The organism is Bacillus sp. Brlt_9 (genome assembly GCF_051948935.1).
Taxonomy (GTDB): Bacteria; Bacillota; Bacilli; order Bacillales; family Bacillaceae_G; genus Bacillus_A.
In genome coordinates, this window is sequence record NZ_JAYJLO010000011.1 from 138,104 (window position 1) to 161,761 (window position 23,658).

Consider the following 23,658-nt stretch of genomic DNA (forward strand, 5'->3'; position numbering starts at 1 on the left):
CGTTCAGAATCGCAGGGCACTTCAAACGAGAGAGTGAAATGCCTTATCTATTCTCCCTTAAAATCAGGTGAGTAGAAAAAAGAAAGAAATATAAAAAGCGAAGACAAATTTTCTTGTCTTCGCTTCTTGTATTTGTGTTCCAACGTATTGATTAAAACTAGATAAAAGGGTTACAATAGTGAATATTACCCTACTTGAACTTATTGCCTTTCATTATTAATTATTTGCCTTCCGTATTTTTTCCCTTTACCCATGTGAAAAGAGAATAATGTTAAAGTGTGGTGTCTGAATGAATTTGTCAATTGCAGCATTAGAAAACATGAAATTAAAAGAGTTATACGAGCTTGCGAAGGAATTTAAGATTTCGTATTATAGCAAATTAACGAAAAAAGAGTTAATCTTCGCCATTTTAAAAGCTCGAGCAGAAAAAGAAGGCTTCTTCTTCATGGAAGGCGTATTAGAAATTATTCAATCAGAAGGATTTGGATTCCTACGTCCTATCAACTACTCTCCAAGCTCAGAAGATATTTATATCTCAGCTTCGCAAATTCGTCGTTTCGATTTACGTAATGGAGACAAGGTTTCTGGTAAAGTACGACCTCCGAAAGAAAATGAACGCTATTTTGGATTATTACAAGTTGAAGCTGTAAACGGAGATGATCCAGAGTCAGCAAAAGAGCGTGTGCATTTCCCTGCATTAACACCATTATACCCAGATCGCCAAATGAAATTGGAAACGGAACCGAAAAAGTTACCGACACGCATCATGGATTTAATCGCACCAGTTGGATTTGGACAACGTGGTTTAATTGTCGCGCCTCCAAAGGCTGGTAAAACTAGTCTATTAAAAGAAATCGCACATAGTGTTACAACAAATCATCCGGAAGCTGAATTAATTGTACTTTTAATTGATGAGCGTCCAGAGGAAGTAACAGACATTGAACGTTCTGTTAAAGGAGATGTTGTAAGTTCTACTTTTGATGAAGTACCAGAAAATCATATTAAAGTAGCGGAACTTGTGTTAGAACGTGCAATGCGTCTTGTAGAGCACAAGAAAGATGTTATCATTTTAATGGATAGTATTACCCGTTTAGCGCGAGCTTACAACCTTGTTATTCCGCCAAGTGGTAGAACATTATCGGGTGGTATCGACCCGGCTGCCTTCCATAGACCGAAGCGTTTCTTTGGAGCTGCTCGTAATATTGAAGAAGGCGGTAGCTTAACGATTTTAGCAACAGCGCTTGTTGATACAGGATCTCGTATGGACGATGTAATTTACGAGGAATTTAAAGGAACTGGAAATATGGAACTTCACTTAGATCGTTCATTAGCTGAGCGTCGTATCTTCCCGGCAATTGATATTCGCCGTTCTGGTACACGTAAAGAAGATCTATTGATTCCGAAAGAACATTTAGACAAGTTATGGGGTATTCGTAAAACAATGCGCGATACACCGGACTTTGTCGAAGGTTTCTTACGTAAACTTCGTCAAACAAAGACAAATGAAGAATTTTTACAAAACATTGTTGCAGATTCGAAAAGATATGTAACAACGAAGTAAAGGGAAAAGATTGGGACTCGCTTATTTTGTGGTAAGCGAGTTTTTTATGTTTTTTAGGTAATGTTAAAGAGCGATGCGTGGAAGAATATTAGTTGATTCTAGTTGGATGAGGTGGCTCTGATTTAAGTTGATAGCGGCTAGAATCTCCGGTCATTTCGCTCTCTCGCATGAAGCAAAAAGCGCTTCAAGGTCGAGAGTTTGAAGTGTCCTGGATTCTAAACGAGCCGCTTGCGCTTTTAAAATCAAAAAGACAAAAACAGGTAGTTGCAAAATGAAGTTAGCCTTGTTATAATTTCATCATATGTGTTTCATCAATATAGTTGTGTATGCAGCTGAAGATGAAAAACTCTGTTTCGAAAATGATTCAGGGCGGAAGGAGATGAAAAGAATGAAAGCAGGAATTCACCCAGATTACAAGAAAGTTGTATTCATGGACACAAACACAGGCTTCAAATTCTTAAGCGGATCTACTAAAGGATCTAACGAAACTGTTGAGTGGGAAGATGGTAACACTTATCCATTATTAAAAGTTGAGATCAGTTCTGATTCTCACCCATTCTACACTGGACGTCAGAAGTTTGCTACTGCAGACGGACGCGTTGACCGCTTCAATAAGAAATACGGTCTTAAGTAATAAAAACATAAAACAGGCAAGTGTATGTATTCGCTTGTCTGTTTTTTTTGCGAAAATATTATACCTTTACCCTACTTTTAATTAAAAAGTAGATGAAAGGAGAGCTTCATGTACTTAATAAATCAGAACGGTTGGATTGAAGTGATTTGCGGTAGTATGTTTTCTGGTAAATCAGAAGAGCTTATCCGCCGTGTGCGTCGTACGCAATTTGCGAAACAACATGCAATTGTATTTAAACCATGTATTGATAATCGCTATAGTGAAGAAGACGTTGTATCACATAACGGATTAAAGGTAAAAGCAGTTCCTGTTTCAGCTTCAAAAGATATATTTGAACATATCACTGAAGAAATGGATGTAATTGCAATCGATGAGGTGCAATTCTTTGATGGGGACATTGTGGAAGTGGTGCAAGTATTGGCAAATCGTGGCTATCGTGTCATTGTAGCTGGTTTAGACCAAGATTTCCGTGGTCTACCATTTGGACAAGTTCCTCAGCTGATGGCGATTGCTGAACATGTAACAAAACTACAAGCAGTATGTTCTGCATGTGGGTCTCCGGCAAGTCGTACACAACGATTAATTGATGGAGAACCAGCGGCATTTGATGATCCAATTATTTTAGTTGGGGCTTCAGAATCGTATGAACCACGCTGTCGTCATTGTCATGCAGTTCCTACAAACAAAGATAAGTAAAACTCGCTGCGCAAGGCGGGTTTTTTTCAGAATAGAGAGTGTGAGCGTTATAAGCCGTCTCCACTTTTAAATATATTATCTAGCTCCAGCGGCTAGAATCTCCGGCCATTTCACTCTCTCGCTCGAAGCAAAGGACGCTTCAAGGTCGAGAGCTCCAATGGTCTGCGATTCTGAGCAAGCCGCTTGCGCTTTTAAATATATCTAGTTCTGGTGGCTAGCTCTTCGCATCTAAGAACCTTCCGCCCGAAAGGTAAAAAGCACCTTTAGGGCGAAAGAACCTTAGCTGGTCAGAGCTGAATGAGCCACCACCACTTTTAAATATAATTTGCGTTTTTTTGAGTAAGTACCATATACTATTTGTATTAGATACTAGGATGTAGAGGTGAATGATGTGTTAGATCGTTTGCAAGCTGTAGAGAATCGTTATGAGAAGTTAAATGAATTGCTAAGCGACCCAGAGGTTATTAGCGATACAAATAAGCTTCGTGAATATTCAAAGGAACAGTCTGATATACAGGAAACGGTAGAGGTGTATCGTGAGTATAAGGATGTTCGTGAGCAATTAAAAGATGCGAAAGCAATGTTAGAAGATAAGTTAGACGCAGAAATGCGTGAAATGGTAAAAGAAGAGGTTTCTGAATTAGAAGGACAAGATAAAGAATTATCAGAGCGTCTGAAAATCTTACTTGTACCAAAAGACCCTAACGATGATAAGAACGTTATCGTTGAGGTTCGTGGAGCTGCTGGTGGCGATGAGGCTGCGTTATTTGCTGGTGATTTATACCGTATGTATAGCCGTTACGCTGAGGTGCAAGGTTGGAAAACGGAGATTATCGAGGCAAGCTACACAGAATTAGGTGGATATAAAGAGATTATCTTTATGATTAACGGTAAAGGTGCTTTCGCGAAGCTGAAATTCGAGAATGGTGCTCACCGTGTACAACGTGTTCCTGAAACGGAATCTGGTGGACGTATTCATACATCTACAGCAACTGTAGCTGTATTACCAGAGGCAGAAGAAGTAGAAATTGACATTCATGAGAAAGATGTTCGTGTTGATACATTCGCTTCTAGTGGACCTGGTGGACAGAGCGTTAATACAACGATGTCAGCGGTACGTTTAACGCATTTACCGACTGGTGTAGTTGTATCGTGTCAGGATGAGAAATCACAAATTAAGAATAAAGAAAAAGCGATGAAAGTATTACGCGCACGTGTTTATGATAAGTTTAGACAAGAAGCACAAGCTGAGTATGATCAAAACCGTAAACAAGCTGTTGGTACGGGTGATCGTTCAGAGCGTATTCGTACGTATAACTTCCCGCAAAACCGTGTTACAGACCATCGAATCGGCTTAACGATTCAAAAGCTAGATCAAATCTTACAAGGTAAGTTAGATGATTTCATCAATGCCTTAGTGATGGAAGATCAGGCTCAAAAGATGGAGGCAGCTGAGTAATGCGTGTCTATGAAGCCCTGAAATGGGCTTCTTCTTTTTTACAGGAAAATGGACGAGATGAAAATGCGGGAGAAATTGTCCTTTGTCATGTATTAAAGGTGAATAGAACTGGATTGTTGATGAATATGCGTGAGGAAATAACTGCGGAACAAGAAACAAGTTTTACAGAGTTTATCCACAAGCATGTAGAAGGTATTCCTATTCAATATATGATGGGTTATGAAATGTTTTATGGCCGATCATTCTTTGTGAATGAAGAAGTATTAATACCAAGACCGGAAACAGAAGAGCTTATAGTGGGAGTATTAGAAAGAATCGAGCGCCATTTTGGTGATGAGAAACTACATGTAGCAGATATCGGTACAGGTAGCGGAGCGATTTCGATTACACTTGCTTTAGAAAATAAAAATCTTCATGTGTATACGGTAGATATTGCGCAGGAGTCGATTGAGGTTGCAAAAGAAAATGCAAAAGCTTTGGGCGCAGAAGTAACGTTCTATCACGGTGATTTATTATCGCCATTTTATAAAACGGGTCAAAAGTTAGATGTTGTGGTTTCAAATCCTCCATATATACCGGAAGAAGATTGGCGTGGCCTTTCTCCTGTGGTGAAAGAGCATGAGCCAAAGAGAGCACTTGTTGGCGGTGAAGACGGATTAGATTTCTATCGCCGCTTTATGGAAGAGTTGCCGAATGTATTGCAGAAGAAAGCAATTGTGGCATTTGAAATTGGAGTAGGGCAAGGTAAGGACGTGAAAGGGCTGTTACAACAAGTTTTTCCACATGCTCAGGTTGAGGTTGTTTTTGATATTAATGGAAAAGACCGTATGGTATTTGCAGAAATAGAGTAAGGTTCACACCTTACTCTATTTTTTTGTGGAAAAATTCATATAGATTTCGAATTTAATAGTTTAGAAAGATGAAAGTCTGTCCACACTGTTTGTAGAAGGGACGGTGGAGGAAATGAAAAAACAAGTTATTGCTTATCTTCTTCTATTATTAATTGGTGCACAGTTGCTTGTGCAGTTTGGATATATGAAAGCTGATGCGAAAGGGCCTTCAGTTATTCCTAAAGAGGCCGTTCGATTACGGATTTTAGCAAATAGTGATTCAGATAAAGATCAGGAGTTAAAGCGCAAAGTGCGTGATGAAGTAAAAGCACAAATTGATGGATGGGTAGCGGATTTGACTTCATTTGAAGAGGCGCGTAAAGTCATTCAAAGCCATATTCCAGAAATCGAAAAAACAGTGGCAAATACGTTGAAAAAAGAAGGTAGTAAAGATTCGTTTCAAGTGAAATTCAGTAAGAATGTAAAGTTTCCGACAAAGGTATATGGGAATTTTATTTACCCAGCAGGGGAGTATGAGGCGGTATTGATTACAATTGGTGAAGGTGAAGGGGCAAACTGGTGGTGTGTATTATTTCCGCCGATGTGTTTCTTGGATTTTTCAAGTGGTACAGCTGTAAAGAAAGAAGAACATGTTGTGAAGGCTGAATCTCCCGAAGAGGAGCAGGTAAAACCATTAGATGAAGAAGTAGTAAGTCCAGAAGAGAAAAAAGAGGATGAGGTGAAAGAAAAGAAAGTAGTAAAGCAGGAAGTCTTAAAAAAAGTAACAACTTCTGAAACGAAAGTAGTAAAAAATGAAACGAAAGTAGAAGAACCGCCTGTAAATAAAGAAGAAACAAAAACAGTAGAAAAAGTGGAGGAAGCTGTGGAACAAAAACAAGAAAAACAAAATGAGTATGTAAAAGTTGAGGAGGAAGAGGAAAAGCCAGAAGTTAAGTTATTTATTGTAGAAGCTTTTACATCTTTATTCTCTAAATAGTACTATTCGTAAATCCCTTCTCATATATAAAAAAGAGGAGGGATTTACTATGAAGAAGGTATATTTTGCGACGAAAGCAGATGTGGAAAGATTGCATTCTTTTTTCGGACAAGCTAATAAAAAAGATGATAAAATAAATGAGTTGTACGCGCAATTTATGATTTTGGAAGAGGCGGAAGAAATACGAGCTGTCATCGGATATGAACAAAGTGAAGAAAACGCACTGATTCGTTCTTGTTTATTCACACCTAATGTGGATAAGCAGACTTTCTTATATTTTTTTGAAATGTTTTTGCAGTATATGAAAGAAAAAAATATTCGACAATTGTACTTATTAACAAATCATCCACAATCTATAACGATCTTTCAGTTTTTTGACTTTGTTACTATAGAGAAAGAAAACGTACCAGAGGGAATTCGACAGTTAGAACACTTTTGTAAAAATATAAAAGAACCAAATGCAATAATACTAAATTGTCAGCTATTCACAAAGTTATCCACGGATTAATTAGGTTTATCCACATTTTGTGGATAAACCTTGTTTGTCTTTTGGATAAATCTCATAGTAAACTAAAAATAGACAAGTATTTCAGGGTAGAAAAGGACGTGGGAAAAAATGCATACAAATATGTGGGTTGTGGATAATGTTGTGGAAAGAAAAAAATATTATCCACAGTTACAAGAAGCAGCAAAATTATTAAGGGAAAATGAGGCGATTGCCTTCCCTACCGAAACGGTATATGGACTAGGCGCAAACGCAATGAATGATGAAGCGATCGCGAAAATTTTTGAAGCAAAAGGAAGACCGAGTGATAATCCACTGATTGTCCACATCGGTGCAAAATCGCAGTTAGATGGGATTGTGACAGAAATTCCGCCAGTTGCTGAGAAGTTAATGGAACATTTTTGGCCAGGACCGTTAACAATTATTTTACCTAGAAAAGAAGGAATTTCAGAAAAGGTGACGGCAGGACTTAATACGGTTGGAGTAAGAATGCCTGATCATCCAGTAGCACTTGCTCTTATTGAAGAGGCAAATGTACCTGTTGCAGCACCGAGTGCGAATCGTTCAGGTCGTCCAAGTCCGACGTTAGCATCTCACGTATATGAAGATTTGAATGAGAAAATCGCAGGTATTGTAGATGGTGGTGCAACAGGCGTAGGTGTTGAATCGACTGTAATTGATTGTACGAGCGATGTCCCGACGATATTACGCCCAGGTGGGATTACGAAAGAACAATTGGAAGCGGTAATCGGCACGGTTTCTTTAGATCCGGCTTTAAAGGATGAGAAGGAAAAACCGAAATCACCTGGAATGAAATATACGCATTATGCACCGAAAGCGCCACTGAGTATTGTTGAAGGTTCACGTGAATTTATTCAACGCCTTGTGGATGAGAAGAAGGAAGAAGGATTCAAAGTAGGTGTATTAACGACAGAAGAGTATCAGCACGTATATAGCGCGGATGTTGTATTGTCTTGTGGTATAAGAAGCGATTTAGCTAGCGTTGCGACTAAATTATATGATGTACTTAGAACGTTTGATGCAAGTGAAGTAGATGTTATTTTTAGTGAATCATTCCCGAATGAAGGAATAGGGAATGCCATTATGAATCGCTTAACGAAAGCAGCAGGGCATCAAATTATTACTGAATGATAAGGTACGATTAGCAAACAGAATATTTCTCCTCGGATAAGCATATTTTGAAGTAGCACGTCCGAGGAGGGGCATGAATGACGTTTGAACAGCTAATACCTTTAACAATTATGGCATTCGCCTTAGGGATGGATGCATTCTCGGTGAGTCTTGGTATGGGAATGATGACCTTAAAGGGAAGACAAATCCTGTATATCGGTATGACGATAGGGATATTTCATATTATCATGCCATTTATAGGGATGGTATTAGGTCGTTTTTTATCAGAGCAGTATGGGGATATTGCACATTTTGCAGGTGCTATTTTATTAATTGGACTAGGGTTCTATATTGTATATTCCTCTATTTTGGAGAATGAAGAGACTAGAACGGCCCCTATTGGAATTAGTTTATTCGTATTTGCATTTGGTGTTAGTATAGATAGTTTTTCAGTAGGCCTTAGTCTTGGTATTTACGGAGCGCAGACACTTATTACGATATTACTTTTTGGGTTTGTTAGTATGTTATTAGCATGGCTTGGTTTATTAATTGGTAGGCATGCGAAAGGTATGCTCGGCACATACGGCGAGATAGTAGGCGGTATCATTTTGGTTGGATTTGGATTATATCTCCTTTTTCCTATATAATTTTAAGGAGGAGGGCGTTATGAACAAGTTATTGGAATGGTATATTCGCTTTGTAACTTTCTTTCCGAGGTGGTTACGACTGCTTGTTATTTGGGGTATTATTTTGCAAATTTCAATTTTAGGTTGGATTAAGTTGGTTCGCGAATAGTAAGATAGCTCCTTTCTGTGCATAGTTTTATTTATACTATACTGATTACGCTAAAAAATTACACATATAGAAAGGATGAGATGAATGACGAGATTGAAGCAAGTTTTTGGTATTATTATTAGTTTTTTTGTATTTTGGTTTAGTATGCTCGGTGTACAAATGTTTGCTGAGTTTTTAGATATTGAGTCATTGAAGTTTGTTGCGGGAAAAACGGAGGCAGCGCGTGCTTTTTATTCTCCATACCCGTTTTTAATTGTTTTTCTAATTACATTGCTTTCCCTTTACTTCTTCGTAATTAAGCTTGGGAAACCGAAAAAAGAGAAAGTACCTACTTTAGAGGAAAAAAAGGAAGAATTATAAAAAAAAATCCCCCGCTTTTAGCGGGGGATTTTTTGGATGATGTAGTAGAGCGAGCGGCTTCCGCCTTTAAATATATCCAGTTCCAGTGGCCAGCTCTTCGCATCTAAGAACCTCTCGCACTAAAGGTAAAAAAGCACCTTTTGTGCGAGAGAACCTTAGCTGGTCAGAGCTAAACGGGCCACTTCCACTTTTAAACATATCCAGCTCCAGCGGCTAAAATCTCCGGTCATTTCACTCTCTCACTCGAAGCAAAGAGCGCTTCAAGGTCGAGAGTTCCAATGCCCTACGATTTTGAACGAGCCGCCTTCGCTTTTAAACAGGCCTCACCAATTCAAATTGTTCTCCAAGTTTTGCGTAGTTGTGTCCTGCTAGGCGGCTTACTGGTTTTAGTCCTTCTGCGTGAATGCGACCTTTTTCGTATAGGTGTTCTGCGACGTGGAAACGAACGACTCGTCCGATTAGTAGATCGCAGGCTGGTGAGTCTTCTGTTCCACCTAGAGGGATTGCGCGTTCTAGTACGCATTCCATTCGAATGTTTGCTTCTTTTACCCCTGGAACGGAGATGACATCACTTTCAATTGGTGTTAATTTTGCTAGTTCAATTTCACTTTCATTTGGCGGGAGGTTAGCTGCTGTTTCGTTAATTGCTTCTACGTAAGATTCATCAGAAATATGTACGACAAACTCACCTTTTTCAATTGCATTTCGAGAAGTGTCCTTTCTTTCTCCTGCTTTCCGTTGCACAGAAACTGAAATAAGTGGTGGATTTGCAGCAACGATGTTGAAATAACTGTATGGTGCGCCGTTTAATATGCCGTCTTTTGTTACAGAAGTAACGAATGCGACAGGACGTGGAATAATACTTCCTGTTAATAATTTGTAATTCTCTTTTTCCGTTTGTTCGTTTGGATTAATGGATAACATACTTGAAATCCCCTTTCTAAATATGACGACTTATTGTTTGTTTACAAGATGATAGTGGAAAACTCCTGCTGAAAATAATATTTTTATTACATAAAAAGAACTTACTTCAACCACAATGAAGTAAGTTCCGTCTAAATAATCTCGAATTCAAGATAAAAATTATAGTAAAACGTATGCGCCAGGCCCGATTAAAGCTACACCGATAGCAACAGCGATTAACATTAAGTTATATTCATATCCATTTTGGGTAACCCAGTAACCGTTTTTTCCATGAACAGTGAAGATTGCCATTAACATTGTTCCAACGATAAATAATGAACCGATTGCAGTGAAAATACCCGATGCGAATAAGAAGCCACCTAATAATTCAGTTGCGCCAGCCATAAATGCCATAAATACACCAGGGCGTAAACCAATTGATTCCATCCAGCCACCTGTTCCTTTTAAACCGTAACCGCCGAACCAACCAAATAATTTTTGAGCACCATGACCCATGAATGTAATACCTATAATAAGACGAATAATAAGAAGACCGAAATCCATCATTTTTAAAAACCTCCTAAAAGTTATTAACTTACCTTACGTAAGTAATAATAAAATAGTTACTTACTTTAGTCAAGTTGATTTTGAAAAAAGTTTGAATTAAATTTTACAAATTAGCAACAAAAAATAAAATGTAGTAAAGACCTCTAGACAAGTTGGGTAAAAAAAGAGAAAATATAAGTAGAAGTTAACTTCTTATTGTTATTCAGACAATCAGAATTGACTGGAATTTTGTGAGACGCTACAATAAGAGTCTAATAGTAATGACGTAATTTATTTCGAAAGCGTTTTTACAGTATAATATTCGAAGTATGAGGTCTTACGTTTATTCAGATCTTTAATAGAGATTGCCCTATAAACTTTTAGGTAAATTATAAGGAGGACTATCCTATGTTTAAAAAATTATTCGGTCTTGGTTCAAAAACAAATGAAGAAACAATCGTAGCTCCATTAACTGGAGCAGTGAAAAATATTGAAGAAGTACCAGATCCAGTATTCGCTGGTCGTATGATGGGTGACGGTGTTGCAATCGATCCTACTGAAGGTGTAGTTGTATCTCCAGTTGATGGTGAAATCGTACAATTATTCCACACGAAACATGCGATTGGAATTAAAGCGAAAAACGGTACAGAAATTTTAATCCACGTTGGATTAGAAACTGTAAAAATGGAAGGCGAAGGTTTCGAAGCTCACGTTTCTGAAGGACAAGCTGTCAAAGCTGGAGATAAATTAATCTCATTCGACTTAGAATTAATTCGTGAAAAAGCGAAAAGCACAATTACTCCAATCGTTATTACAAACACAGATGCAGCTGAGTCTATTAAGACAACTGTAGGTGTAACTGCTACAAAAGGTTCAACAGAAGTAATGAAAGTTACAATGAAATAATGATTGTATAAGAGGAATCCGTTTCGTATGAAATGGATTCCTTATTTTGTTTTGTTGTGCGTGCGTTATGTATGTTAAAATACTTTAGGCACTTGGAAATAGGGTTTCACATATATGTGGATAAGGCGCATTTTTCTTAGAAAAAATATAAGAGAAATGCGCCTTTCGTATATTCACATTTCTTTTGTTCTATTCTAATGTACGCTATGATAAAGGATAAGAAACAGAGAAAAGGGGTGGGTTTGGATGAAACGAGTATTATTTGTTTGCACTGGAAATACATGCCGTAGTCCGATGGCTGAGGCGTTACTTCGTCATTATGGAGAAGGTAAGTTTGAAGTGCAATCTGCTGGTGTTTTCGCCTATCCTGGAAGTGATGCGTCGGTACATGCAAAGGAAGCCTTAGCTGAAAAGGGAATTGCAATCGATCATGCCGCGCAGCAGGTGAACGAAACTTTGATTGATTGGGCAGATATTATAGTAACAATGACGGAAAACCATAAGCAAATTGTTCTTGGGCATTATCCGAGTGTTGAAGAGAAAATAGATACATTATACGGAGTAACTGAGGGGATGAGTAAGGATATTTCAGATCCATTTGGCGGATCTCTCTCTATTTATAAAGAAACGCTAGATGAGATGGAAAAACTTGTACAAACTTTACTGAAAAAACATTCAGAAGGTTGATGTTTCGTGTATAATACGATATTGGAGATCACTTCGTCCCATTAAAGGTTGGAGTGAGAAATGAAGATAATTGATTGGAATTTTGGAGGGGTAAAAATGAAAGTAGTAGTAGCATCTGATCACGGCGGTATGAATATCCGTAAAGAACTTGTAAGTTTATTAGAAGAATTAAATATTGAATATATTGATTTAGGTTGTGAATGTGAAGCTGGTTCTGTTGATTACCCTGATTTTGCATTTCCTGCAGCAGAAATGGTAGCGAATGATGAAGTAGATCGTGGTATTTTAGTTTGTGGGACAGGCATCGGTATGTCAATTGCAGCAAACAAAGTAAACGGTATCCGTTGTGCGTTAGTTCATGATACTTTCAGTGCGAAAGCAACGAGAGAGCATAATGATACAAACATGTTAGCAATGGGCGAGCGTGTAATTGGTGCTGGTTTAGCACGTGACATCGCAAAAATTTGGTTAACAACTGAATTTGAAGGTGGCCGTCACGAAAACCGCGTAGGAAAAATTAAAACATACGAAACAAAGTAATAGATTCTAACTAGAAGCAGTATGAAATATAATTTGGTGAACCAACCTGTGAAAGGAAGAGGCGTAATGACAGAAATCGTAAAGGTAAGAGAACAGCTACAAATGTCGCTTTCTGATTTCCAAGAGCAAGCTTCATTACAAAGTGGTCAAATTTTTGTAGTGGGGTGTAGCACGAGCGAAGTGCTAGGAGAAAGAATTGGAACATCAGGAACGATGGAAGTGGCAGAAGCGATTTTTTCTGAGTTAAAACAATTTCAAGAACAAACAGGTATCGAATTGGCTTTTCAATGTTGTGAGCATTTAAATCGTGCTTTAGTAGTTGAGAGAGATGTGGCGATGAAATATCAATTTGAAATTGTAACAGTTACGCCTGTTAGATCAGCAGGTGGTGCATTAGCAACATACGCGTATCACAATTTGAAAGATCCGGTAGTAGTTGAATTTATTAAAGCAGATGCCGGAATGGATATTGGCGATACATTTATCGGTATGCATTTAAAGCATGTAGCCGTTCCAGTTCGTACAAGTGTAAAGGAAATTGGAAGTGCGCATGTAACGATGGCGAAAACACGTGGAAAACTAATTGGTGGAGCACGTGCTGTTTATGCGGCGAAGGAAGAGACTATCACTTGCCGTTAAAGTTACGAATAAGGTATGTTGTCTGACTTTATCATAGAAGAAAGAAAAGACTGATTTTCGGTCTTTTTTTTCTTTTATGATAAAGAAAGTCATGTTAGAATGTAGTTGAAAACATGAAGGTTCGAAAGAATTACAACCTGAATTTTCGTTTTTTCTGAATAAATGAGAAAAAACTATTGGGAATCGATGTAATTCGTTCAGAAAAGGGGGATTTTGGTGGATCATTTAAAACGTCAAGATGAAAAGGTATTTGCTGCAATTGAGGCAGAACTAGGAAGACAGCGTTCAAAGATTGAGCTAATTGCTTCGGAAAACTTCGTAAGTGAAGCAGTAATGGAGGCGCAAGGTTCTGTTTTAACGAATAAGTATGCTGAAGGATATCCTGGAAAACGTTACTATGGTGGTTGTGAACACGTAGACGTAGTAGAAGATATCGCACGTGATCGCGCGAAAGAAATTTTCGGCGCAGAGCACGTAAATGTTCAACCGCATTCTGGTGCACAAGCGAACATGGCAGTATACTTCACGATTTTAGAGCAAGGCGATACAGTACTTGGTATGAATTTATCTCATGGTGGTCACTTAACACACGGAAGCCCTGTTAACTTTAGTGGAGTACAATATAATTTCGTAGAATATGGCGTGGATGCTGAATCTCACCGTATTAATTACGATGATGTATTAGCAAAAGCGAAAGAACATAAACCAAAATTAATCGTTGCGGGTGCAAGTGCATACCCTCGTGTTATCGATTTCAAACGATTCCGTGAGATTGCAGATGAAGTGGGTGCATACTTTATGGTTGATATGGCACATATCGCTGGTTTAGTAGCTGCTGGTTTACATCCAAACCCAGTGCCACATGCACATTTCGTTACGACGACAACACATAAAACATTACGTGGCCCACGTGGTGGTATGATTTTATGTGAAGAGAAATTTGCAAAACAAATTGATAAATCAATCTTCCCTGGTATTCAAGGTGGTCCACTTATGCACGTAATCGCTGCAAAAGCTGTTGCATTTGGTGAGACACTACAAGATGAGTTTAAAACATATGCACAAAATATCATTAATAATGCAAATCGCTTAGCTGAAGGTCTTCAAAAAGAAGGACTGACACTTGTTTCTGGCGGAACAGACAATCACTTAATCCTGATTGACGTTCGCAACTTAGAAATCACAGGTAAAGTAGCAGAGCACGTATTAGATGAAGTTGGTATTACAGTGAACAAAAATACAATTCCATTTGAAACAGCAAGCCCATTTGTAACGAGCGGTGTACGTATCGGTACGGCAGCTGTAACATCTCGTGGTTTCGGTTTAGAAGATATGGATGAAATTGCGTCACTTATTGCTTACACATTAAAAAATCATGAAAATGAAGCTGCATTAGAAGAAGCACGTAAGCGTGTAGAAGCGTTAACGAGCAAATTCCCAATGTACACAGATCTATAATAGATTGAAGAAGACTGCTGAAACGTAATTGTTTTAGCAGTCTTTTTTTTGGACATATATTGTTCTTTAAGTATGTATACAAATGATGAATAAATTTTGGCGATATAATGAAGGATACAGCTCCCATAATTGGTAAAGATACTAGATAGATTCATCGTAAAATCATGATTTTGCCAAATTTGCCCTTGAATATTAGTAGCGTTTTCTTTACAATCGTAAATAGTGTAAAAAAGCGTGCAAACGCATGAATATCATCTAAAGGAGAGATTCACATGGGAAAACTGTATGTATTTGATCACCCGTTAATTCAACATAAGATTACATATATTCGCGATAAGAATACAGGTACGAAAGATTTTCGTGAATTAGTGGACGAAGTAGCAAGCTTAATGGCTTTTGAAATTACTCGTGACCTTCCACTTAAAGATATTGAAATTGAAACGCCTGTAAGCAAAGCGACAACAAAAGTGATCGCTGGTAAAAAACTTGGTTTAATTCCGATTTTACGTGCAGGTTTAGGAATGGTTGATGGAATTCTGAAATTAATTCCAGCAGCAAAAGTAGGACACGTTGGTTTATACCGCGATCCTAAAACATTGCAACCGGTAGAATACTATGTGAAACTTCCAACGGATGTAGAAGAGCGTGACTTTATCGTACTAGATCCGATGCTAGCAACAGGTGGTTCTGCAGCTGAAGCAATTAACTCTCTGAAAAAGCGCGGTGCAAAACAAATTAAATTAATGTGTATCGTTGCAGCTCCAGAAGGAGTAAAAGTAGTACAAGAAGAACATCCTGATGTTGATATTTATGTAGCAGCATTAGATGAGAAATTAAATGACCACGGATATGTAGTACCAGGTCTTGGTGATGCTGGTGACCGTTTATTCGGAACGAAGTAAGACAACTGACGAGAGGGGATTCCCCTCTCGTTTTTTTGTAACTTGATGAGGTAGGGGAGGGGGGGATAAATATACATAGTATATACAACATAAGTTGCATACACATCACATATAATATAGAAGTCTTACGTCTAAAGAGCACTATATTATGGAAGGAAAGCGTTATATCGTAAAAATATAATGGTGACAAACTTGTGAACATTTCCTTCTATTATAATGAGAAAACTGTTAGAAATTGCATATCTCTAACCAGTATTTAGAAGGGGAACGTTTTCATTTTTGGGAGGAAATGACTAATACTCAAATTTTTTGATTTTTTACGATTTCTCGTTGACACTGTTAATACCCTATTGTATGCTAACAACGGGGATAGATGGTAGGGCTTTCAGTGACAAAATTACATCTATTCCGTGACGAAAATGTAAACTTTTTATTTTGTATAGGATTTATGCAAAAAAATGAGTTATTATTAACACATCGTGAATGAGGGTTACATATTGGAGGGATGAATCCTTGCAAAAAAACGATCGCAGCCATATAAAAGCTTATGCTTTAATGTCAGGTATTCTTGCTCAATTAGTCGGTTCTATTCTTGTTGGAATCTTTGGTGGGCAGTGGATTGATAATAAGGTTGGAACGTTTCCATTGTTTCTTATTATAGGGTTATTACTCGGATTAGGAACAGGGGTATACGCAATGATTCGACTCATTCGACATTACTATTCGGGAGAGCAATGATGATAGACGTACATGGACTTGTCCAAAGACAAAAGAAATATATGTACTACTTGCTTGCGCTTCTAGTACTAGGATGGGGATTCACCTCTTACAAGGATGTGTTTCTTGGGCTGATTATCGGAACGATTTTCAGTTTTCTTAGTTTGCGCATCATTGCACGTAGAACAGACAAGCTGTTGGATCGCGTAACAAATGGAGAAAACGTGAAGTTTAAGGCAACAGCGGTAAGTACATATTCGAGATTCGCCACGATTGGGTTATTAATTTTATTTGCAGCCAAATATCAAGAGTTAATTGCGATGTGGGGCTTAGGTGTGGGATTGCTGACAGGATACCTTGTCATGATCATAGATTTTCTTTATTTAGAGTATAAGAGCAGGGAAGAGAGGTGAATTACTAGTGGAACACGGTAGATTAGTTGAATTTCTAGGTTTAACGTTCGATTTGTCATCAGTTATGATGGTTACTGTAGCAGCAGTTATTGTTTTCTTAATCGCTGTTATCGGAACTCGCAGCTTAGCTCTTCGCCCAACAGGAATGCAAAATTTCATGGAATGGGTGTTTGACTTCGTGAAAGGGATTATCAATAGTACGATGGACTGGAAAACAGGTGGACGTTTCTTAACGCTTGGCGTTACGCTTATCATGTTTATCATCGTATCGAACTTCCTTGGTTTACCATTCATGTATTCAACAGTTGAGGCTGGCGAACATATTGCATGGTGGAGATCACCAACGTCTGATCCAGCAGTTACATTAACATTAGCCGTGATGGTAGTTACCCTCACCCATTATTATGGAATTAAGATGAAGGGTACGAAAGAATACGTTAAAGGTTATTTCCAACCGATGAAATTCTTATTCCCATTAAAGGTTATTGAGGAGTTTGCTAACACATTAACGTTAGGTCTTCGTTTATTTGGTAACATTTATGCAGGTGAGATCTTATTAGGATTACTTGCTAAGTTAGGCGGGGCATCATTCCTTGGAGCATTAGGTGCGCTTGTACCAATGTTAGCATGGATGGGGTTCAGCGTATTCGTTGGATCAATCCAGTCATTTATTTTCGTTATGTTAACGATGGTTTATATGGCTCATAAAGTAAGCCATGACCATTAATATAATTTAAGTAAGAAAAAATTTATTTTTTTATAATACAAAGGAGGACAAATTAAATGAGTTTAGGTGTAATCGCAGCTGCAATTGCAATTGGTTTATCAGCATTAGGTGCAGGTATTGGTAACGGTCTTATCGTATCACGTACAATCGAAGGTGTTGCTCGTCAACCAGAATTAAAAGGCGCACTTCAAACAATTATGTTCATCGGGGTTGCTTTAGTTGAGGCACTTCCAATCATCGGTGTAGTTATTGCTTTCATCGTAATGAACAAATAAGGGAGACTCCCCTTACATAGATGGCGAAGAGTGTTTTTCCGAACTTTCTTCGCCATTGCTTTATGAACGAAACGTATGTCTTTTTTTTTCATATGATCAATTTAGATATTTTGAAGGGAGTGAATCCTTGTGCCAACTTTATTATTAGGGGCTGCCGTTCCATTTGGAACGATTGCTTATACATTGTTCATTTTCTTACTTCTATTAGTAATGCTACGCAAATTTGCGTGGGGTCCTTTAATGGGAATTATGAAAGAACGTGAAGAGCATGTTACTAATGAAATCGACGCCGCAGAAAGAAGTAACGCTGAAGCGAAGAAGTTAGTAGAAGAACAACGTGAAATGTTAAAACAATCACGTGTTGAAGCACAAGAGTTAATCGAAAGAGCGAAAAAACAAGCTGTAGATCAAAAAGATGTTATTGTTGCTGCTGCGAAAGAAGAAGCAGAATCAATTAAAGCATCTGCTGTACAAGAAATTCAACGCGAAAAAGAGCAAGCGATTGCTGCTTTACAAGAACAAGTCGCTTCTTTATCTGTTCAAATTGCTTCTAAAGTAATTGAAAAAGAATTAAAAGAAGAAGATCAAGTGAAGTTAATTCGCGATTATATTAAAGAAGTAGGAGAAGCGCGATGAGCAATGGGATTGTAGCAAAACGTTATGCTGTCGCTCTTTTTAAAATTGCAAAAGAAAAACACGTATTAGAAATGTTTGAAGAGGAATTACGCCTTGTACAAAACGTTTTTGTAAAGAACGGAGAACTACATAGCTTTTTAACGCAACCGAACATTTCAAAAGAGCAGAAGAAAACGTTTCTTGCAAACGTATTCGGATCTGTTTCTGAATCTATTTTAAATACGTTATATATTTTAATTGATAACAAGCGTATCGATATCTTACCTGAAATTGCAGATGAATATGTTGTTCTTGCTAATGAAGAACGTAACGTAGCGGATGCAACTGTATATTCTACTCGTCTTCTATCAGAGGAAGAGAAGCTTAACGTTGCAGAAGCATTTGCAAAGCGAACGGGAAAAGATGCTATTCGCGTGAAAAATGTTGTAGATGAAGATTTACTAGGCGGCATTAAAGTACGCATTGGAAATCGCATTTATGATGGAAGTTTACAAGGAAAATTAGCACGTATTCAGCGTGAATTAATGAAGAATAGATAGGGGTGAAGCACATGAGCATCAGAGCTGAAGAAATTAGCGCACTGATAAAGCAACAAATCGAGAACTATCAGTCTGAAATCGAAGTTAGTGATGTTGGTACAGTTATCCAAGTTGGTGACGGTATCGCGCGTGCTCATGGTCTTGATAACGTTATGGCTGGTGAGCTTGTAGAGTTCTCTAACGGCGTTATGGGACTAGCACAAAACTTAGAGGAAAACAACGTAGGTATTATCATTTTAGGACCTTACACAGAAATCCGTGAAGGTGACGAAGTTCGTCGTACTGGTCGCATCATGCAAGTACCAGTAGGAAAAGAACTAATCGGTCGTGTTGTAAACCCATTAGGTCAACCAGTTGATGGTTTAGGCCCAATCAATACAACAAACACTCGTCCAATCGAAAGTCCAGCACCAGGTGTAATGGATCGTAAATCTGTTCATGAGCCACTTCAAACAGGTATTAAAGCGATCGACGCTCTTGTACCAATTGGTCGTGGTCAACGTGAGTTAATCATTGGTGACCGTCAAACAGGTAAAACAGCAGTTGCACTTGATACAATCATTAACCAAAAAGATGAAGATATGATTTGTATCTACGTAGCTATCGGACAAAAAGAATCAACTGTACGTAACGTAGTAGAAACACTACGTAAGCATGGTGCATTAGAGTACACAATCGTTGTAACTGCATCTGCTTCTCAACCAGCTCCATTATTATACTTAGCTCCTTACGCTGGTGTAACAATGGGTGAAGAGTTCATGTACAATGGTAAACACGTATTAGTAGTATATGATGACTTATCAAAACAAGCAGCAGCTTACCGTGAGCTGTCATTACTATTACGTCGTCCTCCAGGTCGTGAAGCTTATCCAGGGGATGTATTCTACTTACATTCTCGCTTATTAGAGCGTGCAGCAAAATTAAGTGATGCAAGAGGCGGCGGTTCTTTAACTGCACTACCTTTCATCGAAACACAAGCAGGGGACGTATCAGCATACATCCCAACAAACGTAATCTCGATTACGGATGGACAAATCTTCTTACAATCTGACCTATTCTTCTCTGGCGTACGTCCAGCGATCGATGCGGGTACTTCTGTATCTCGTGTAGGTGGATCTGCTCAGATTAAAGCAATGAGTAAAGTATCAGGTACACTTCGTCTTGACCTTGCATCTTACCGTGAGTTAGAAGCGTTCGCTCAGTTCGGTTCTGACCTTGATAAAGCAACTCAAGCGAAACTAAACCGTGGTGCTCGTACAGTTGAGGTATTAAAACAAGGATTACACAAACCGTTACGTGTAGAGAAACAAGTTATCATTCTTTACGCTTTAACACGTGGATTCCTAGATGATATCCCAGTAGTAGATATCACTCGTTTCGAAGAAGAATTCCATGCTTGGTTAGATTCAAATGCAACTGACTTATTAGAAGAAATCCGCACAACTAAGAAACTTGCGGATGACGACAAATTTGCAGCAGCAATCAACGGATTTAAAAAAGTATTCGTAGCTTCTGAATAATAAAAGCGTAAGCGGCTCGTCCTGAATGTGAGGGGGATGGAGCTTCTGACGAAGAGGCGGTCTTTGCCTCGCAGGAAGAAGTGAAGCCACCGAGCATTCAAGCCGCTGGAGCTAGATAATATATAAAAGCATCTCGGGCTCTGAGATTGCTGACGGTTATGTAAAGGAAAAGAGTAGGTGCACCTATTCTTTTCCTTCAATCATGAGCAAGAATATCTTGCAACGTAGATTAGGAAGAGGATTCTTACTAATCGTGCCAACTTCCGGAAAAAAGGTGGTGAAAACCTGTGGCATCTTTACGCGATATAAAAGCGAAGATTACCTCGACAAAGAAAACGAGTCAAATTACGAAAGCGATGGAGATGGTATCTGCATCTAAGTTAAACCGTGCAGAGCAAAATGCTAAATCTTTCGTTCCGTATATGGAAAAGATTCAAGAAGTAGTAGCGAGCATTGCGCAAGGAAGTAAAGGAATTAATCATCCAATGCTAAATGCGCGTCCTGTAAAGCGTACAGGATACATCGTTATTACATCTGATCGCGGACTAGCAGGTGGTTATAACAGTAACGTATTACGTACGGTAAGTAACGTAGTTCGTGAACGTCATAATATGGATTCAAACCAATATTCAATTATTGTGCTTGGACGACTAGGACGTGATTATTTAAAACGTCGCGGCTTTAACATCATTGATGAAGTAGTTGGATTATCTGACCACCCATCATTTACTGATATTAAAGATCTTGCTTCTCGAGCAATTGCGATGTTCGCAGATGGTGCTTATGATGAGCTGTACATTTACTACAACCATTACGTAAGTAAAATTTCACAAGAAGTAACGGAAAATAAAATTTTACCGCTTACTGATGTGGCGTCTGACAAACCGACGACAGCTTATGAATTCGAACCTTCTGAAGAAGAAATTTTAAAAGTACTATTGCCACAATACGCAGAAAGCTTAGTGTACGGTGCATTACTAGACGGTAAAGCAAGTGAGCACGCGGCGCGTATGACAGCAATGAAGAGTGCTACAGACAACGCAATGGAAGTTATCGATTCACTTACACTTTCATTCAACCGTGCACGTCAAGCAGCGATTACGCAAGAAATTACGGAAATCGTTGGTGGAGCGGCAGCGTTAGAATAGTAATAAAAAGTGGAAGCGGCTCGTCCAGAACAGGAGGGCATTGGAGCTCCTGACGAAGAGGCGCTTTTGGCCTCGTAGGAAGGCGCGAAATGACCGACTGTTCTAGCCGCTGGAACTAGATTCAATAAAAAGTGGAAGCGGCTCTGTCAAAAGAGTCGCATAAGCTAAACTAATAAAAAATTAAAAGCCGACTTCTCTTAGAAAGCTGGCTAATTAAAAGAAAGCTAGGAGGGAACCCGATGAATAAAGGGCGCGTTACGCAAATCATGGGTCCGGTTGTAGACGTTAAGTTTGATGGCGGAAAGCTACCAGAAATCTACAACGCCCTTACGGTAAAACAAAGCAATGAAAACGGAAGCATGAACCTAACATTTGAAGTTGCACTTCATTTAGGTGATGATACAGTTCGTACAGTTGCGATGTCTTCCACAGATGGACTTGTTCGTGGCACAGAAGTAGAAGATACTGGTAAAGCAATCTCTGTACCAGTTGGTGATGCAACACTTGGTCGTGTATTTAACGTATTAGGTGATGCAATTGACTTAGATGGTGATGTTTCTGCGGATGTACGTCGTGATCCAATTCACCGTCAAGCACCTGCATTTGAAGAATTATCTACTAAAGTAGAAATTCTTGAAACTGGTATTAAAGTAGTAGACTTACTTGCTCCTTACATTAAGGGTGGTAAAATCGGTCTATTCGGTGGTGCCGGTGTAGGTAAAACAGTATTAATTCAGGAGTTAATCAATAACATCGCACAAGAGCACGGTGGTATCTCTGTATTCGCTGGTGTAGGTGAGCGTACTCGTGAGGGTAATGACTTATACCACGAAATGAGCGATTCTGGCGTAATTAAGAAAACTGCGATGGTATTCGGACAAATGAACGAGCCACCTGGAGCACGTCAACGTGTTGCGTTAACAGGTTTAACAATGGCTGAGCATTTCCGTGATGAGCAAGGACAAGACGTACTTCTGTTCATCGATAACATCTTCCGTTTCACGCAAGCAGGTTCTGAAGTATCTGCCCTTCTTGGTCGTATGCCATCTGCGGTAGGTTACCAACCAACACTTGCAACAGAAATGGGTCAATTACAAGAGCGTATTACATCTACAAATAAAGGGTCTATCACGTCTATCCAAGCGGTATATGTACCAGCCGATGACTATACTGACCCAGCACCAGCTACAACGTTCGCTCACTTAGATGCAACAACAAACTTAGAGCGTCGTTTAACGCAAATGGGTATTTACCCAGCCGTAGATCCATTAGCATCTACATCTCGTGCACTTTCTCCAGAAATCGTAGGAGAAGAGCATTATGAAGTAGCACGTCAAGTGCAGCAAACTTTACAACGTTACAAAGAGCTTCAAGATATCATCGCTATCTTAGGTATGGATGAGTTATCTGAAGAAGATAAGTTAGTTGTACATCGTGCTCGTCGTATTCAATTCTTCTTATCTCAAAACTTCCACGTAGCTGAGCAGTTTACGGGTCAAAAAGGTTCTTACGTACCTGTAAAAAATACAGTTAGTGGCTTCAAAGAAATTCTAGAAGGAAAATATGATGACCTTCCAGAAGATGCATTCCGCTTAGTTGGTGGCATTGAAGAAGTTATTGAGAACGCGAAGAAAATGATGGCGTAAGGCCTTAGGAGGGACGAAGTATGAAGACATTTCCAGTCAGTATTGTAACTCCTGATGGACCGGTTTACGAAAAAGAAGTAGAAATGGTAAGTGTAAAAGCAGAGAGTGGGGAAATGGGGATCTTACCAGGTCACATTCCAACTGTTGCACCATTAAAAATTAGTGCAGTTCGTCTGAAAAATGGTGGACACACTGATTATGTAGCAGTAAGCGGTGGCTTTATCGAAGTTCGTCCAGATAAAGTAACTGTATTATCATCATCTGCTGAAGAAGCAAACCATATCGATATCCATCGTGCAAATGAAGCGAAGCGTCGTGCTGAGCAACGTATGCAAGACAAACAAGCACATGTTGACTTTAGACGTGCAGAAATGGCATTACAACGTGCTGTGAACCGTTTAAATGTTTCTGATATGAAATAAAAAAATCCGTAAAGGCTTTGGCCTTTACGGATTTTTTTTTTTTTTTTTTTTTTTTTTTTTTTTTTT

General features: G+C 38.7%; 30 protein-coding genes. 28 read left to right on the plus strand and 2 right to left on the minus strand.

Features of this window, described 5'->3' with window-relative positions; all coding sequences use genetic code 11:
* Positions 1 to 289: 289 nt before the first annotated feature.
* From rho to VF726_RS27760, 11 genes are all read left to right on the plus strand, one after another.
* Positions 290 to 1,561: a transcription termination factor Rho gene (gene rho / locus VF726_RS27710; RefSeq protein ID WP_001053898.1), complete on the plus strand. Its 1,272-nt coding sequence runs from the start codon at positions 290 to 292 to the stop codon at positions 1,559 to 1,561.
* A 388-nt stretch (positions 1,562 to 1,949) separates the two neighbouring features.
* Entirely contained in the window at positions 1,950 to 2,195 is a 246-nt protein-coding gene (locus VF726_RS27715; protein ID WP_000643433.1) for a type B 50S ribosomal protein L31, read from the plus strand.
* 108 nt (positions 2,196 to 2,303) lie between these two features.
* Complete coding sequence (locus VF726_RS27720) at positions 2,304 to 2,891, plus strand: thymidine kinase (protein ID WP_000280862.1); 588 nt, start codon at positions 2,304 to 2,306, stop codon at positions 2,889 to 2,891.
* Between the two features lie 391 nt (positions 2,892 to 3,282).
* A complete protein-coding gene (prfA, locus tag VF726_RS27725; RefSeq protein WP_166702851.1) occupies positions 3,283 to 4,350 on the plus strand; it encodes a peptide chain release factor 1 in 1,068 nt (355 codons plus the stop codon).
* A complete protein-coding gene (prmC, locus tag VF726_RS27730) occupies positions 4,350 to 5,201 on the plus strand; it encodes a peptide chain release factor N(5)-glutamine methyltransferase (RefSeq protein WP_440173426.1) in 852 nt (283 codons plus the stop codon). The genes prfA and prmC overlap by 1 nt, the downstream gene beginning before the upstream one ends.
* Before the next feature lie 112 nt (positions 5,202 to 5,313).
* Positions 5,314 to 6,177, plus strand: a complete 864-nt coding sequence (spoIIR, locus tag VF726_RS27735; protein ID WP_440173428.1) for a stage II sporulation protein R — start codon at positions 5,314 to 5,316, stop codon at positions 6,175 to 6,177.
* 49 nt (positions 6,178 to 6,226) lie between these two features.
* Positions 6,227 to 6,685 (plus strand): mechanosensitive ion channel protein, encoded by a 459-nt coding sequence (locus tag VF726_RS27740; protein WP_000758435.1) that lies wholly within the window; start codon positions 6,227 to 6,229, stop codon positions 6,683 to 6,685.
* A 108-nt stretch (positions 6,686 to 6,793) separates the two neighbouring features.
* Positions 6,794 to 7,834 (plus strand): L-threonylcarbamoyladenylate synthase, encoded by a 1,041-nt coding sequence (locus VF726_RS27745; protein WP_440173429.1) that lies wholly within the window; start codon positions 6,794 to 6,796, stop codon positions 7,832 to 7,834.
* A gap of 77 nt (positions 7,835 to 7,911) precedes the next feature.
* Positions 7,912 to 8,460 (plus strand): manganese efflux pump MntP, encoded by a 549-nt coding sequence (locus VF726_RS27750; RefSeq protein WP_440173430.1) that lies wholly within the window; start codon positions 7,912 to 7,914, stop codon positions 8,458 to 8,460.
* Positions 8,461 to 8,479: 19 nt separating this feature from the next.
* Positions 8,480 to 8,608, plus strand: a complete 129-nt coding sequence (locus tag VF726_RS27755) for a hypothetical protein (RefSeq protein WP_342716437.1) — start codon at positions 8,480 to 8,482, stop codon at positions 8,606 to 8,608.
* A gap of 84 nt (positions 8,609 to 8,692) precedes the next feature.
* Positions 8,693 to 8,968 (plus strand): DUF3935 domain-containing protein, encoded by a 276-nt coding sequence (locus VF726_RS27760; RefSeq protein ID WP_429607210.1) that lies wholly within the window; start codon positions 8,693 to 8,695, stop codon positions 8,966 to 8,968.
* A 312-nt stretch (positions 8,969 to 9,280) separates the two neighbouring features.
* Here the strand turns inward: VF726_RS27760 and VF726_RS27765 are convergent, their stop codons facing one another.
* Together VF726_RS27765 and VF726_RS27770 are read right to left on the minus strand one after the other, a co-directional pair.
* The gene (locus VF726_RS27765) at positions 9,281 to 9,892 is read right to left on the minus strand and encodes a flavin reductase family protein (RefSeq protein ID WP_144614929.1); all 612 of its coding nucleotides are present in this window, start codon (positions 9,890 to 9,892) and stop codon (positions 9,281 to 9,283) included.
* 159 nt (positions 9,893 to 10,051) lie between these two features.
* Positions 10,052 to 10,438, minus strand: coding sequence for a DoxX family protein (locus tag VF726_RS27770; protein WP_000968618.1), 387 nt, complete (start codon positions 10,436 to 10,438; stop codon positions 10,052 to 10,054).
* A gap of 387 nt (positions 10,439 to 10,825) precedes the next feature.
* Here VF726_RS27770 and VF726_RS27775 point away from each other — a divergent pair, with 387 nt between their 5' ends.
* The 17 genes from VF726_RS27775 (at position 10,826) to atpC (ending at position 23,592) form a co-directional block, all read left to right on the plus strand.
* The gene (locus VF726_RS27775; protein WP_000473666.1) at positions 10,826 to 11,323 is read left to right on the plus strand and encodes a PTS sugar transporter subunit IIA; all 498 of its coding nucleotides are present in this window, start codon (positions 10,826 to 10,828) and stop codon (positions 11,321 to 11,323) included.
* A gap of 246 nt (positions 11,324 to 11,569) precedes the next feature.
* A complete protein-coding gene (locus tag VF726_RS27780; RefSeq protein WP_440173433.1) occupies positions 11,570 to 12,010 on the plus strand; it encodes a low molecular weight protein arginine phosphatase in 441 nt (146 codons plus the stop codon).
* Between the two features lie 96 nt (positions 12,011 to 12,106).
* Positions 12,107 to 12,550, plus strand: coding sequence for a ribose 5-phosphate isomerase B (gene rpiB, locus VF726_RS27785; protein WP_440173435.1), 444 nt, complete (start codon positions 12,107 to 12,109; stop codon positions 12,548 to 12,550).
* 48 nt (positions 12,551 to 12,598) lie between these two features.
* Complete coding sequence (locus tag VF726_RS27790) at positions 12,599 to 13,189, plus strand: TIGR01440 family protein (protein WP_440173437.1); 591 nt, start codon at positions 12,599 to 12,601, stop codon at positions 13,187 to 13,189.
* Between the two features lie 216 nt (positions 13,190 to 13,405).
* The gene (gene glyA, locus VF726_RS27795) at positions 13,406 to 14,647 is read left to right on the plus strand and encodes a serine hydroxymethyltransferase (protein WP_048528047.1); all 1,242 of its coding nucleotides are present in this window, start codon (positions 13,406 to 13,408) and stop codon (positions 14,645 to 14,647) included.
* Between the two features lie 272 nt (positions 14,648 to 14,919).
* Positions 14,920 to 15,549 carry a uracil phosphoribosyltransferase gene (gene upp, locus VF726_RS27800; RefSeq protein WP_000517539.1) on the plus strand — a complete coding sequence of 210 codons (630 nt, stop codon included), beginning with the start codon at positions 14,920 to 14,922 and terminating at the stop codon, positions 15,547 to 15,549.
* Between the two features lie 373 nt (positions 15,550 to 15,922).
* A complete protein-coding gene (locus VF726_RS27805; protein WP_000232962.1) occupies positions 15,923 to 16,036 on the plus strand; it encodes a DUF4024 domain-containing protein in 114 nt (37 codons plus the stop codon).
* Positions 16,037 to 16,062: 26 nt separating this feature from the next.
* Positions 16,063 to 16,287, plus strand: a complete 225-nt coding sequence (locus VF726_RS27810) for an AtpZ/AtpI family protein (protein ID WP_001171223.1) — start codon at positions 16,063 to 16,065, stop codon at positions 16,285 to 16,287.
* Positions 16,287 to 16,679: an ATP synthase subunit I gene (locus VF726_RS27815; RefSeq protein ID WP_000567600.1), complete on the plus strand. Its 393-nt coding sequence runs from the start codon at positions 16,287 to 16,289 to the stop codon at positions 16,677 to 16,679. Before VF726_RS27810 ends, VF726_RS27815 begins: the two co-directional genes overlap by 1 nt.
* Before the next feature lie 7 nt (positions 16,680 to 16,686).
* Positions 16,687 to 17,406: a F0F1 ATP synthase subunit A gene (gene atpB / locus VF726_RS27820; protein ID WP_016085476.1), complete on the plus strand. Its 720-nt coding sequence runs from the start codon at positions 16,687 to 16,689 to the stop codon at positions 17,404 to 17,406.
* Positions 17,407 to 17,462: 56 nt separating this feature from the next.
* Entirely contained in the window at positions 17,463 to 17,681 is a 219-nt protein-coding gene (atpE, locus tag VF726_RS27825; protein WP_000052064.1) for a F0F1 ATP synthase subunit C, read from the plus strand.
* 129 nt (positions 17,682 to 17,810) lie between these two features.
* Positions 17,811 to 18,317, plus strand: a complete 507-nt coding sequence (gene atpF, locus VF726_RS27830) for a F0F1 ATP synthase subunit B (RefSeq protein ID WP_001142621.1) — start codon at positions 17,811 to 17,813, stop codon at positions 18,315 to 18,317.
* Entirely contained in the window at positions 18,314 to 18,856 is a 543-nt protein-coding gene (gene atpH / locus VF726_RS27835; protein WP_427229865.1) for a F0F1 ATP synthase subunit delta, read from the plus strand. The genes atpF and atpH overlap by 4 nt, the downstream gene beginning before the upstream one ends.
* A gap of 11 nt (positions 18,857 to 18,867) precedes the next feature.
* The gene (gene atpA / locus VF726_RS27840) at positions 18,868 to 20,376 is read left to right on the plus strand and encodes a F0F1 ATP synthase subunit alpha (protein ID WP_000027521.1); all 1,509 of its coding nucleotides are present in this window, start codon (positions 18,868 to 18,870) and stop codon (positions 20,374 to 20,376) included.
* 287 nt (positions 20,377 to 20,663) lie between these two features.
* A complete protein-coding gene (gene atpG / locus VF726_RS27845; protein ID WP_063222513.1) occupies positions 20,664 to 21,524 on the plus strand; it encodes a F0F1 ATP synthase subunit gamma in 861 nt (286 codons plus the stop codon).
* 239 nt (positions 21,525 to 21,763) lie between these two features.
* A complete protein-coding gene (gene atpD, locus VF726_RS27850; RefSeq protein ID WP_440173440.1) occupies positions 21,764 to 23,170 on the plus strand; it encodes a F0F1 ATP synthase subunit beta in 1,407 nt (468 codons plus the stop codon).
* A 20-nt stretch (positions 23,171 to 23,190) separates the two neighbouring features.
* Positions 23,191 to 23,592: a F0F1 ATP synthase subunit epsilon gene (gene atpC / locus VF726_RS27855; RefSeq protein WP_000847215.1), complete on the plus strand. Its 402-nt coding sequence runs from the start codon at positions 23,191 to 23,193 to the stop codon at positions 23,590 to 23,592.
* The last annotated feature ends 66 nt before the right edge of the window (positions 23,593 to 23,658 follow it).